We start from the raw sequence: 12479 nt of genomic DNA, 5'->3' as shown, positions 1-12479 counted from the left end.
TAATTATGCCCTATTACCGTTACGAAATGTATCCGCGACTAAATTACTAAATTCACGTAAATAATATAAATAATTATCACCGCCGTAGTTGTATCTTTTATTATACATTTTCGCAACAACTACATTATATTCAGGTATTACTAATATAGTTGGTCCCGTAATTCCTAATATTTGATACGAGCCTTTTGGTACGCGTTCACCTAGTTCACTTAATTGTGCAGGTTCATTTTGAACGAACCAAAACAAGCCATTTTGTGGTAGCTCTTTATTTGCATATGTTGGACTCTGCAAACTCGTAGCGATTTTTATAACTTCTTTTGGAACAATTTGTTTATCATCTATCATACCTTGATTTAAATGAAGATTGCCCCACTGCGCAAATTCTTTAGCTGAGACAAACAGATTTTTTTCAGTACCGTCATCTACTGTACCAATTGTGCTAATTGCATCTTCATTTGGATCATTAACGACTTCAACTAAATTTTCATCTTGCTGAACTCTCCAACCTGTTTCTTGAAAATTAGCATGTTTAAACACACGCTCTTTTAACAATTCAGGAAAACTTTTGTTATATAGCTGATAAATAAGATGTGTCATCATTCTTACATTAATATCTCTATACGCCCATCCTTGCCCCGGTTCAAATTCACGAAAAATTGTCCCGTCATTCGTTTCTTCTAATCCGTGCGAATGTGTTACTAAATGTCTTATCGTCGTTTTACCAAGGAATACAGGATCAAAGTCTTTAAAATATTTTATCGCTTCATCATCAATAGAGTTTATTTTCCCCTCGTAAAGCGCATACGCTATCATTAATCCTAAATAACTTTTTCTAGCAGAAGCAACGTTAAATTGTGAAGATGCTGTTACTCTCTTGTTTGTAGATGTATTTGTGTGATAACCACTATAATGCTCTAGTACGATTTTATTATCTTTTATAATACAAAGTGCTGCTGCAGAACTATGATTTTTTTCTTTTATATTCTCTACCCAAGAAATCAACTTATCATATGTATACAAATGAATCCCCCTTAACACTAATACAAAATTACAGCATGAAAGAAAAGTGCATAATAATTTTCACACCTTTCTTTCATGTAAAATAGTTTTGATCTTCTATACCTAAATGATCCACCAGTTCCAGCAATTAAAGCAACCGAAACATCCTGCACAACCTACGCATCCACCACATCTGCCGCCACAACCTCCGCAGCGTCCGCCACAACCTCCGCATCCACCGCAACGACGTACATCGCCTTGGATGTAATAATATGGATATTGATTTTGTTGTTGATCCCAATAAACAACATTACCAGTTTGAAAATCATTAAGGTTTAATGATTGTAGTTCTTGTTGAAACTGATTCATTATGAAACCCTCCATTTATTAATGTAAATTCCGTCCAAATATTAAAGTTAATAAATTTTTGTAAATAAAGTAGAAACAAGACTATAGACTAAATACGTACATCAACAAAATATGAACTTACACTAGGTGATGTACCTTGTTTTTTAGCCTATTTTCTTATTTTCCTTTTGGCGGACGGATTTACTATTGATAGAGGCGTTTAAAAATTGCTAATCCAACAGTTTAGTAGTTCATCACTTAATTTTCTTTCTAGTAACTCTTTAACTGAAGGTACTGGCATGATTTTATAAGTATGTAAAGCATCTTGATTATAATCAATCCAGTGAAACGCTAAATGAGATTCTTTAGATTTTGGTATGAAATCAATATGTAACTCTTGTGAATCTATCTCAAAAATATGATTGATTTCATGGTGAAAAGCTTCTCGATCTTGCCATTGGTTTTCTATGACTCCTAAAAATTGTTTTATACTACAATTTACTCCGAGTTCTTCTTGTAGTTCTCTTATTAATGCAATCTCAGCTGATTCGCCAACTTCAACATGACCACCTGGTAAAAAATAATGATGGCCAATATATTCAGCTACTAACAATTTTTCATCCTTAATCATAACAGCTCGTACAATATGATGAAATTTATTTTTCAATTGCTATTCCTCCCATTCATTTACTTTATATTTGATTAAAATAGTCATTTAATATTGGGATAATATAAATCATAGGTGTTTCATACGGATGAATTTCGTTAATGACTTCAAGGGCATCCTTTACAAGATCCCATTTGCACTTTATTTCAATTTTACATTCTTGCCCTTTACAAATCTGACCAATTTCCCCGTTAAAAGGCGATGCACCTTCTAATGGTCTCCAGTATCCTTTCACAGAACTATAGGACAAACAATGATCATATGCTCCCGTTTTACAAGCACCAATTTTATTTAACTCATTCCTCAACATTTCAATGTATTCTTCAGGGATAAATACTTCAATTTTCACTTCAGTAAATTGCATAATTCATTTCACACCTTTATTACATAATAATTAAACGAATAAGCGATATACTTGCTCACCATCATAATCATGTCCCAATGATTGAAAACCATAACGTTCATATAGTTTCTTAGCAGAGATATTATCTTTATGTACTGTTAATCTAATTTCTTTACACGCCTTAAACGTATTTTTTATTAAGGATATACTTTCTTGTAATGCCGCTTTTCCATAACCGTTACCTTGCTGCGATTGATCAATAATAAATCCGTTAATCCAGTACATATCCGATGTCTCTCTTACAACAGCATGCATAATAAAACCAACCATATGGTCGCCATCATATATCGCAAATGGCACGTACTCTACATTGTCACCATCTGGTTTTATATATACTTTAGCAAGTGAAACTGCTACGGATGGAACAAATTTCAACTGATTTTCTTTAACGTGTAGCTTTAATGCTTCTTCCCAATTTTCTCTCGTAACAACCTTTAACTGGACATTCAATATTGTAAGCTCCCTTATATAGAGGATGTATGTTTATATTCAACGTAGTGAAATAATTCCCTTTTTCGACAACAACTTATAACATGATTTTTATAAAATCTTGAATGAATTTTTGTTCATCTATTTCTAATGCTATATGGGCTCCTTCAGATATAGAGCTAGGGCGAAAATCAGCAAATGTTTGTCCTTTCGTATCTCCGTATGTATCTACATTTACTGTACGATGCACAAATTCAAAAAAACTTGGATTTACTAATCCACTTATTGCAACCACATCATGTAGCAAAGGTCCTTCGATAGATGGATTAAGTTTTTTGTATGCGGATAGATAGTAATCATACATTGGTTTCATTATCCTATGAAATGGATTCTTTGTATTAGCTTGAATATAGTTAAATACATTTGGTGTTAACACAGCTTTGTTTGTTACATTTAAAGGGAATATTAATAAATTCTTTGCTTGATGGAAAACAATTTTACTTGCTATAGGATCGCCATACACGTTTGCCTCTGCTAATGGCGTAACGTTTCCTACTTCTAAAAAAACACCACCCATGAAATATATTCCTTTTACATTTAGCATTAAATCATTCCATAAATTAAAAGCAATTGCTAACGAGGTAGATCTTCCTACATCAACAATTGTTAAATCTTTTCCATACTTTACAAGAATTGAAGCAATACTTCCAAAATTGTATATTGGAATAGATAATACTTTTTCTGGAACATGGATGGGACCTAATCCTTCTGCTCCGTGAATTTCAGGGTAGTACGTAGTAATTTCTTCTGTAAGTGGTTTTGTTGCACCACTAATGACAGGAATGTCTTGTCTATTTGCTAACTGTAAAATATACGATGCATTATGTGCAGCATGTATATGCTCAACATTTCCGTATCCGGTTACAATACCGACAATTTCAATTTCGGGATGCAGTAAACCATACATAATGGCAAATGAGTCATCAATACCTGGGTCTCCGAAAAATAATACTTTTTCCAAGAAATACCCTCCCTTCACAAAAACATAGAATTATCAATAACTATGTATATGAAAAAAGCAAGTATATCTATGCGAGTTTTAGAATGGATAATGTTTTACAAAATATTAAAAAGGAACTAGCGTATGCTAATTCCTTTTTTAAGTAACCATTCTCAAATTTAATTAATTATCGTATCCTTCATAAATTGCATCATTTATTTGATTTTGTGTCTTTTTATTATCAGGTACAGGTTTCCACCAATTTCCTGTAATAAATAACATAGTTAATAAATTATAACTATCACTAAAATAGCTTTCTCTCTTATTCTTCATCCAATCCCAACCGCTATTTACCCACTTTTGATTATTACTATCTGTTATACTTGCAGCAATAAACGGTGACACAAATACAGCAGTTGGATAACTACCAATATTGGATCCGTTTAATTGATAACCATCCACAATTTTAGAAGGAGTTCCATTCGTCTTATTTTGAATCCATGAAGATACTTTATCAGAAATGACTTTACTTCGCTTCTCACCGTACATCGCATAGTCCATTACAATTCTTAAAGGTACTCGACTAGCATTGTAATAATATGCATTTGTATATTCTGACTCATCCAAGAAGTCTTTAGGTGCGGGTTGTGGTGGGTTTTTTATAACAAAATCTGAAATAAGTCCTGTATTTGGAGAGTACTTATTACTAAATTGCGTATAAACATCGTACAAATTATTAATAACAGTGAGCCAAGTTTTATCACCTGTAAATTCATAAAATGCTCTAAGGTGTGACATCATCCAATCTGATGGCCTCGTATTCAGCGAACTTTTAGAATCCCAATCCCCTAAATTTAGTCTGTTATTATTTGTAACATTACTAGCTTTAATACCTTTTGTAATCATGTCTTGTGCTTCTTTCAAATAATTAACTGTTCCATTAGATCCCCACTGCTTATGAGCAAGAAGAAGAGAATACGCAATATCTAAATCCCCATCAGTAGCAGAATCAAAATGACCTTGTGCTTTTTTACTATCTGCGACAACCCATCCCATTAAATTAGGATTTTGAGAACTTTTAAAAGTTCTTGCTGTTTTAAATAAACCGTCATAGATTTTTTGAGCATTCGAATCATAACCAGCCATTAATACTGTAATTATCATCCCATACCCTTGACCTTCTGAAGTTCCAAGTGGCTTAAATCCATCCGCATCGCCCGTAATCTCTCCGTTTACGTAATAACCACCAGGTAAAGAAGATAAATCATTTTTCAAATATTTCTTTTTCCAATTATCGTAGTAACTTCTTACAGAAGCATTTAAACTTTCCTGTGTAACATGATTCGGTTTTATAACACCTGCATAATTAACTTGCTGGGGAAATGGTTTCATTTCCTTTACAGCAGCTACTTGTTGATTAACTATGGGAATAGAATTTTGTACTGAATTGTCCGTTACAATTGCTGCGAAACTAGAATTAGAAAAACTAGCTAGTCCAAATCCTATAATAGAAATACATGTGAAAATATTTCTTTTTCCATTCATTATGTTGTCACCTCCTTTTAAAATGCTTACTACATAAAATGTAACATACAATATTTAACTGAAATACAAAATATTATATTTATCAACATAAGAAAGAAACTATATGAAAAAGTATCATAAAATTATGATTGAATTACATTATACGGATTGATCATTTGCTAAATTCCTATGTTTTTCTTTTCTTAATACTGGTATATGAACAATCAAAATTCCAAGTATAGTAATCCCTCCGCCAATTATTGAAACAAAAGTCGGTACTTCTCCTAACCATATCCAAGCTACAAAACACGCAATTACTGGCGTTAAATATAGAGAACTTGTTGCTTCAGCAGCACCAGAATGAGATATGATATAAGCCAATGCGATATATGGGAGTACTGTTGGAAATAAACCTAAATATATAACACTCATATTCACTTCAAGAGGAGTTGCTAGTATTTCTGTATACATTCCCGGGAAGAAAATAAGCATACATACCGTACTAGATAAAATTGTATATATCGTAAATGGTAAGAAGCCGTACTTTTTTAAGTAAGAAGTTTGGAAAACAAAATATAAACTTTCTGAAGTCGCTGCTAATAGTATAAAAAATCCCCCACTATTTAATTGAATAGCATCTCCTTGGCTAAATGATATGAGAGCAATTCCTATAAAACTAATTCCCCCACCGATCCAACCGTTTAATTTCATTTTTTCGTTCAAAAAAATAGAAGCCAGAATTGCCGTTACTATAGGTGTGACTGAAATAATTAAACTTGCAGACCCAGCATTTACTGTTTTTTCGCCGTAATTTAATGCGATGTGATAAATAGTAAACCCTAAAGCACCAAATATAAAAATTGCTGGGATATCCTTTAAATCAGGTAGTCGTAGTTTGTATATAAAAGAGAACACTAGAAGTATACATGAAGCGATTAATAAACGTAGTAAAGTAAGATGCTCAGGCGTATAAGATTCAAGCCCCATACGGATTGCTGGAAAAGCAGATCCCCATATAAGAATCGTAAAAGCGTGAGCACATATAATGCGTAAATCCCATTTTTTATTATGCATGTTGTTTCTCCCTCCCTAATAAACCAACCATTTTCAAATTACCAATTATTTCTTTTCATCATATTTAATAGTTGATACAATGTCTTCAACCAGTTACTTATCGTAAAAACCAACCACTTAGCATTTCTAAAGTGAACGAGGGAGTTCTTTTATGACAATTAATAAAAAACTGCCTAAGTATCGGCAGATAGTAGATTATATGAAAGAAAAAATTGAAAACGGAGAATGGCCAATTGGAAGTAAGATCCCTAGTCAAAGGCAGTTAGCAAAATCATTTCAAGTAAATCGTAGCACTGTAATAACTGCACTAGATGAACTTATGGCTGATGTATTGATTCAAGGGAAAATTGGAGCAGGAACAATTGTAACAAATAATACATGGTCATTATTAGCAACGAATCCACCACCTGATTGGAGTGAATATGTAAAGGCCGGTATTCATAAACCAAGCAAGTTAATGGTACGAGAAATCAATGAAGCAGAAGCAAATAACAAACTTATCCATCTTAGTAAAGGCGAACTTGCTCCTCATCTTTTTCCGTTAAAAACGATGCAGTCCATTATGAAAAAAGTAAGTGAGGAGTTAGATTATTTTGGATATGAGGAACAAAAAGGGTTTTATCCGTTACGTGAAGCAATAAGTAAATACGTAAAATCATTTGGAATACAAGCATCACCAAGTTCCATATTAATCGTCTCGGGTGCATTACAAGCATTGCAATTAATATCAATTGGTCTTTTACATAGAGAGTCCACCGTTTTACTTGAACAACCTTCTTACTTATATTCGCTTCATGTATTTCAATCAGCAAATATAAATTTATCTGGTATAGCTATGGATCATCACGGTGTTTTACCTAACGAATTATTAAAACGCATTAAATATAGTCAAAAGAAAAACATTTTATATTCTATCCCTAGTTTTCAAAACCCAACAGGGATATTAATGTCTAAAGAGCGAAGAAAAGAAATAATAAAAATATGTGAAAAGGAACAGTTACCTATTATTGAAGATGATATTTACCGCGAGTTATGGATTGATGAACCACCTCCAGTCCCTTTAAAGTCGATAGATAAACATGGACATGTATTATATATTAGTAGCCTATCTAAAACACTTAGCCCAGGACTTAGAATTGGATGGATTATTGGACCTGAACCAGTTATTGATAGATTGTCAGATATAAAAATGCAAACAGACTATGGATCGAGTTCATTATCTCAAAGAGTTGCTGCTGAATGGATAAATAAAGGTTTTTATGAGGAACATGTTGCAAACGTAAGAATTCAACTAAAAGAACGAAGACAAATCATGATACGGGCTTTAAATGAGTATTGTGCAGATGTTGCAACGTGGGATATTCCTAGTGGTGGATTTTTTATATGGCTAAAGGTAGTGCCTAGCATTCCGATGAAGAAATTATTTTCAGAGGCACTATCAAAAGGGGTTCTATTAAACCCAGGACGTATCTATGAAGAAGAATCAGATCAGTACATACGTTTATCGTATGGATATGCTTCCCCTGAACACATCACTAACGGGATTAAATTGTTGAGTGAATTAATTCGTAAGCTAATGGCATAACAAAAACTCCTCTTTTTCTATAGAGGAGTTTTTGTATATCTTATTTACCACAATCTCATTTCCTGTCCCAATAAAATAAGTTCGTCATAAGGATCTCCGTCAATATTTAATACTTGAGCAAAAGCAGGTTCTGTTTTTAAACCGTTCTCTTTTAAGCGAATAATTTCTTCCCTTATATGTGGATGCAGCATTAATAACATGTGTTCTACTATCATATGTCTATACGCATTTTGGTTACGCACTGGCTTAGGTTGGGCAAATAATTCAAAATCAAAACCTTCAAATTTAAAATTCATCTTTATTGATTCGGTATTTTTAATTTTTTTCTTTTTTATTTTGAATCCTTCATAAGAACCATATAAAGATCTCATTTCTTGTTCAAAAACATCAAAGTTATGTACTTCCATTACTATATCTAAGTCAGATTGAAGCGTATCAATTCTTATAGGTATAGTCCCGCAAAGAACGGGACTATACAAAGCTAAATCCTCCATGATGTTTAGTTTATTCAAAACATCATATACCTTTTGTTGCTTGTCATTCCCTGATTGTAAATATGTAATAGATGTAAACATGGAAGTCTCTCCTTCATTTCACGTAATACGTGACTCACTAAATTCAAGAAAATTTGTCCGTTTAAATTTGTTCTAAGAGTACCTTTATTTCAATATATTAAGACGAATAAACAATATGTTTCAACTTTTCTCCTATACTGCAATACTATAAAAATAAAAAAAGGAGGAATTATTATGAGTATCTTCAACGTTCTTTTAACCATCCACATATTATTTGGGACAATATGTTTAATCACTGGTATTGTAGCAATGGTTGCTCAAAAGAAGAAAGGAAAACATACGGAATGGGGCGAAATATATCATGCATCCTATGTTGTCATTACCCTCACTGCAATTATATTATCCATTATAAACTGGGATAAAATCGCATATTTATTTTATGTAGCAATTTTCTCTTATTCATTTGCGATTTATGGCTACCTTGCACGAAAAAAGCGTTGGAAAAATTGGCTTCACCACCATATTAGAGGTATGTTAGGCTCTTATATTGGTGCCGTTACTGCACTATTAGTAAACGTAGGTATTCATATCCCCATAATTAATTTATTGCCGCCTATATGGTTTTGGTTTTTACCTACATTAATCGGTATTCCTCTCGTAGCCAGTGTATCAAAAAAATATAAAAAGCGTAGTTAAAATTCATTACATTTTCGTTACTTTCTAATTATTATTATGAAAAATCATACTCAATGTAATATTTTATTTATAAATTGAAAGTCGTATTGCTTTAAGTTAGTCATTTAGAGCTAAATAAAAAGAATCCAATATAAGTCTTGGATTCTTTTTTGGATTTCATTTCAATATCGGCTTTGTATATTTAATGATGTTATCATCTGGATGACGAACTATTATTGAATAACAGTGGATCCTTGCATCGTTTTTTAATAACCTCTTATATTATTCCTTTAAGAATTCTACTTTTAATTCATGAGTTTTTTAACTTCAAAACTGAATGTAATCGATCCGGATAATTCGTAAACATTCCATCAACGCCCCATAAAAGTAACTTTTTCATATCTTGTTCATTATCTACAGTAAATGGATGAACTTCTAATCCGTGTTTTTTTATTCTCTTTACATAAGCTGAATCAATATATTTATAGTTCATCCCAAGACCAATGCAGTATGTTTTATACTTTTTTATCTCTGGTTCAGTTAATTGAACTGCCTTTTTATAGGATAGTAATTGCACCAGGGGGATATTAACATTCAAATTATGAATTTTTTGCAGACTTTCTTCACTAAATGATTGAATAATAACTTTATCCTGTATTTCATAGTGATTGATAATTTCTAATAACTTTTCTTCCATTCCTGGATATTCATCAGGTGATTTTGTTTCAATATAATAGTTCGCGTCATGCCCAAACACTTCAATTACTTCTTCGAGTGTTGGAACTTTAGCATTTTCATATTCTTTCTTTGCTAAAGTTGGATGTTTTTCATTAAAAAAAGAACTTGCCTTTAATTGCTTTAATTCTTCTAATGTATGTTCCTTAACTAGCCCCGTACCGTTTGTAGTACGATTTACTGTTTCATCATGCATAGCTACTAAATGTCCATCTTTTGTCATTTGAAGATCAGTTTCTATATAATCTGCTTTTAATTGTTGTCCTAATGTATAAGCTGGTATTGTATGTTCCGGCGCATACGCAGAGGCGCCTCTATGTGCAATATTTTTTATGTGATTTGATTGATTAATAGCTTTCGTGTACTTACGTTCATTTACTTTATGATAAACAAAAGTACCTATTACTATAAAGGCGAAAATGATTGTAACGATATATATCTTTTTCATAATGATGTATTGACTCCTACATGAAAGCAATTTGGCTTGGATAATTTATTCAAATAAATGTCGATTTTCAAATACAGTCATTTGTCCAACAGATTGAAAACCAGCTTTTTTATAAATATTAATCCCATCAGGTGAAGCTTGTAATACGCATTGAGCAACGTTTAATTCCTTTGCTTCTTGCAGCAGGTAATTAAACATAGTAGAGCCAAATCCTTTTCCTCTCATTCTTTCTTTCGTTGCTATATCATAAATACCAATACTATCTTGTGTACATACTAATGAACCAACCGATACGACTTCATCTTTATAAAACCCTAAGTACAGTTTCATATTTTCACTATTCCATAAATGGAAAGAAGCAGTTTGATTGTAGAATGCTTGTACATGTATACCTTCCTCGGATGTACCAAATAGACTAGCTAACGCTTCTCCAAACTTTTTAATTTGTCCTGACGAAGATGCTTTTTGTATCGTAAAACCTTCTGGCAAGTTTATTGTTGGAAGTATTGTATGTAAGTTTGCTACCATCGAGATATTTTGTTCTGCTTCTTTTAATCCAAGCTTTATTAATTCATTCTTTATATTACCCTCTAGCTTCTCATCCCAAAACCAAACACTCATTGGATATTTCTTTTGATTAAAGTATGCTACCTCCTTATATAATTTCTCGATACCTTCTGTTACATTATTGTTTAGTAAAGTAATAATATTAAATGTATCTGCAGGCAAACCACAGTCGACAGCAATGTAATCCTTCGTTTCTTTCACATTCATTCCCTGTGCCTGCTGCGCAATATATGAAGTTTTATATGTAAAATTATCAATTAGTAACTGTTTAAAATTCATTCATTTTGCTCCTTTCATAAAATTTGTATTCGAATACTTCAGTATTAAATATAACATATAAGAAATGTACCTATTTCTATAAAAATATCTCTTTACATCACTCTTTGCGCCCTAAAAGAATAAAAAACGATATAACGTTGTCGGAATGAAAAAAGTGGTATATAATAAATATTAACATTACTAGTAATTATTTTAGGTATTCCTAGAATAAAGGAGCGATACATATGAAAATTACTATTTATTTCGGAAGTCATGAAGATCAAGATGTTCGTACTATGGACTGTCATTTAGATCTAGAAGATACAGAAGAGATTGTTTCTGTATCATAATATAAATTGTATGGATGAACCCTCTTCCCTACAGCGTTTAAGACACCTTTTACAGGTGTCTTTTTGTTGTTTTTTTCGTCAAAAACCCTTTACTTTATAGCGTTTTAATAGTAAAATATAAATATACGAACAAACGTTCTTTTTATTTTAATTGTACATGAAGGGATGATTTTTACAATGGCTCAAGCAAAGCGCAGAGGAAGAAAAAAGCAAACACCTATCATTTCAAATACAGGCTTTATCGGCTCTGTCTTTATTGATACATTGGAGTTACAAAAGAAATCCTATTATTTCGCTCGTAAAAAACTTCAAATTGTTCATCACGTACTTGATGGTCTTTCTGGGGCAACAAGTTCTCTATTTAAAGAACATAAAATTTCAGCATACATGTCATGTGTGTATTTACATAAACAAAAGAAAATCGGCTTTGTTCTTTCAACGAAACCATTTGAACAAAGTGACGGTGTTGCTTATTTCGTAAATTATTTAATCGAAAAGAATTTTTACGGAAATCATGATGAAGACGTAGAATATCAAGAAGTATTTAATACAGGTTTTATCGGTGTAGTATTCGCTGATTTATGTAGTATAGATCGCTTTAATTTCGAGTTTGAAATGGGTATGTTAACGAAATTAATGAAAGATATGATTATTCCGGTTAAAGAACTCTTTTTACGCCACAATGTACCGGCCTACATCTCTACTTCTCATTTAGAGGAACAAAACAAATTAGGTTTCGTTCTATCTGTAAAACCATATGATGAACGTGCAGAAGCAGATTTATATTTTGAGGCCTATTTAAAAGAACGCGGGTTATTTATTGGTGATGAAGAAGATGATATTGATAAGATTGTTATTAGAAAAACAGCTGAATTACGATAGGAAAGCGCAGGATGATGATC

General features: G+C 32.2%; 14 protein-coding genes. 3 read left to right on the top strand and 11 right to left on the bottom strand.

Annotation, left to right across the window (positions count from 1 at the left end):
* Nucleotides 1-3: 3 nt before the first annotated feature.
* The 8 genes from EKQ63_RS14260 to EKQ63_RS14225 all read right to left on the bottom strand — a co-directional run bounded on the left by EKQ63_RS14260 (nucleotide 4) and on the right by EKQ63_RS14225 (nucleotide 6444).
* Complete coding sequence (locus EKQ63_RS14260) at nucleotides 4-1020, bottom strand: serine hydrolase domain-containing protein (RefSeq protein ID WP_143881169.1); 1017 nt, start codon at nucleotides 1018-1020, stop codon at nucleotides 4-6.
* Between the two features lie 102 nt (nucleotides 1021-1122).
* A complete protein-coding gene (locus tag EKQ63_RS14255; protein WP_001071372.1) occupies nucleotides 1123-1368 on the bottom strand; it encodes a heterocycloanthracin/sonorensin family bacteriocin in 246 nt (81 codons plus the stop codon).
* Between the two features lie 199 nt (nucleotides 1369-1567).
* A complete protein-coding gene (locus EKQ63_RS14250) occupies nucleotides 1568-2014 on the bottom strand; it encodes an NUDIX domain-containing protein (protein ID WP_143881168.1) in 447 nt (148 codons plus the stop codon).
* Nucleotides 2015-2039: 25 nt separating this feature from the next.
* Nucleotides 2040-2378, bottom strand: coding sequence for a divalent cation tolerance protein CutA (cutA, locus tag EKQ63_RS14245; protein ID WP_087953555.1), 339 nt, complete (start codon nucleotides 2376-2378; stop codon nucleotides 2040-2042).
* Between the two features lie 30 nt (nucleotides 2379-2408).
* Nucleotides 2409-2867, bottom strand: a complete 459-nt coding sequence (locus EKQ63_RS14240; protein WP_087953556.1) for a GNAT family N-acetyltransferase — start codon at nucleotides 2865-2867, stop codon at nucleotides 2409-2411.
* A gap of 76 nt (nucleotides 2868-2943) precedes the next feature.
* On the bottom strand, nucleotides 2944-3867 hold the full coding sequence (locus EKQ63_RS14235) for a nucleoside hydrolase (protein ID WP_087953557.1): 924 nt from the start codon (nucleotides 3865-3867) through the stop codon (nucleotides 2944-2946).
* Between the two features lie 162 nt (nucleotides 3868-4029).
* Nucleotides 4030-5391: a family 8 glycosyl hydrolase gene (locus EKQ63_RS14230; RefSeq protein ID WP_087953558.1), complete on the bottom strand. Its 1362-nt coding sequence runs from the start codon at nucleotides 5389-5391 to the stop codon at nucleotides 4030-4032.
* Nucleotides 5392-5529: 138 nt separating this feature from the next.
* The gene (locus tag EKQ63_RS14225; RefSeq protein ID WP_143881167.1) at nucleotides 5530-6444 is read right to left on the bottom strand and encodes a DMT family transporter; all 915 of its coding nucleotides are present in this window, start codon (nucleotides 6442-6444) and stop codon (nucleotides 5530-5532) included.
* A gap of 151 nt (nucleotides 6445-6595) precedes the next feature.
* Here EKQ63_RS14225 and EKQ63_RS14220 point away from each other — a divergent pair, with 151 nt between their 5' ends.
* Complete coding sequence (locus EKQ63_RS14220; RefSeq protein WP_143881166.1) at nucleotides 6596-8029, top strand: efflux pump transcription regulator NorG; 1434 nt, start codon at nucleotides 6596-6598, stop codon at nucleotides 8027-8029.
* Nucleotides 8030-8073: 44 nt separating this feature from the next.
* On the opposite strand, the gene EKQ63_RS14215 is transcribed toward EKQ63_RS14220, so the two are convergent.
* Nucleotides 8074-8604, bottom strand: coding sequence for a DUF4269 domain-containing protein (locus EKQ63_RS14215; RefSeq protein WP_143881165.1), 531 nt, complete (start codon nucleotides 8602-8604; stop codon nucleotides 8074-8076).
* Between the two features lie 174 nt (nucleotides 8605-8778).
* Between EKQ63_RS14215 and EKQ63_RS14210 the strand changes: the two genes are divergently transcribed.
* Nucleotides 8779-9240, top strand: coding sequence for a DUF2306 domain-containing protein (locus tag EKQ63_RS14210; RefSeq protein WP_087953562.1), 462 nt, complete (start codon nucleotides 8779-8781; stop codon nucleotides 9238-9240).
* A 289-nt stretch (nucleotides 9241-9529) separates the two neighbouring features.
* Here the strand turns inward: EKQ63_RS14210 and EKQ63_RS14205 are convergent, their stop codons facing one another.
* Together EKQ63_RS14205 and EKQ63_RS14200 are read right to left on the bottom strand one after the other, a co-directional pair.
* Complete coding sequence (locus tag EKQ63_RS14205) at nucleotides 9530-10402, bottom strand: glycerophosphodiester phosphodiesterase (RefSeq protein WP_143881164.1); 873 nt, start codon at nucleotides 10400-10402, stop codon at nucleotides 9530-9532.
* Nucleotides 10403-10447: 45 nt separating this feature from the next.
* The gene (locus tag EKQ63_RS14200) at nucleotides 10448-11248 is read right to left on the bottom strand and encodes a GNAT family N-acetyltransferase (RefSeq protein ID WP_143881163.1); all 801 of its coding nucleotides are present in this window, start codon (nucleotides 11246-11248) and stop codon (nucleotides 10448-10450) included.
* A 494-nt stretch (nucleotides 11249-11742) separates the two neighbouring features.
* Between EKQ63_RS14200 and EKQ63_RS14195 the strand changes: the two genes are divergently transcribed.
* Nucleotides 11743-12459, top strand: coding sequence for a hypothetical protein (locus EKQ63_RS14195; protein ID WP_140168767.1), 717 nt, complete (start codon nucleotides 11743-11745; stop codon nucleotides 12457-12459).
* Nucleotides 12460-12479: the final 20 nt, after the last annotated feature.

Source organism: Bacillus sp. BD59S, from assembly GCF_007363175.1.
GTDB lineage: Bacteria > Bacillota > Bacilli > Bacillales > Bacillaceae_G > Bacillus_A > Bacillus_A pacificus.
This window is presented reverse-complemented; position numbering and strand designations above follow the sequence as displayed.

Coding starts and splice junctions, on each gene's coding strand:
- EKQ63_RS14255 (WP_001071372.1), bottom strand. CDS start 1,368: ATGAATCAGTTTCAACAAGAACTACAATCATTAAACCTTAATGATTTT.
- EKQ63_RS14220 (WP_143881166.1), top strand. CDS start 6,596: ATGACAATTAATAAAAAACTGCCTAAGTATCGGCAGATAGTAGATTAT.
- EKQ63_RS14210 (WP_087953562.1), top strand. CDS start 8,779: ATGAGTATCTTCAACGTTCTTTTAACCATCCACATATTATTTGGGACA.
- EKQ63_RS14200 (WP_143881163.1), bottom strand. CDS start 11,248: ATGAATTTTAAACAGTTACTAATTGATAATTTTACATATAAAACTTCA.
- EKQ63_RS14230 (WP_087953558.1), bottom strand. CDS start 5,391: ATGAATGGAAAAAGAAATATTTTCACATGTATTTCTATTATAGGATTT.
- EKQ63_RS14225 (WP_143881167.1), bottom strand. CDS start 6,444: ATGCATAATAAAAAATGGGATTTACGCATTATATGTGCTCACGCTTTT.
- EKQ63_RS14215 (WP_143881165.1), bottom strand. CDS start 8,604: ATGTTTACATCTATTACATATTTACAATCAGGGAATGACAAGCAACAA.
- cutA (WP_087953555.1), bottom strand. CDS start 2,378: ATGCAATTTACTGAAGTGAAAATTGAAGTATTTATCCCTGAAGAATAC.
- EKQ63_RS14205 (WP_143881164.1), bottom strand. CDS start 10,402: ATGAAAAAGATATATATCGTTACAATCATTTTCGCCTTTATAGTAATA.
- EKQ63_RS14195 (WP_140168767.1), top strand. CDS start 11,743: ATGATTTTTACAATGGCTCAAGCAAAGCGCAGAGGAAGAAAAAAGCAA.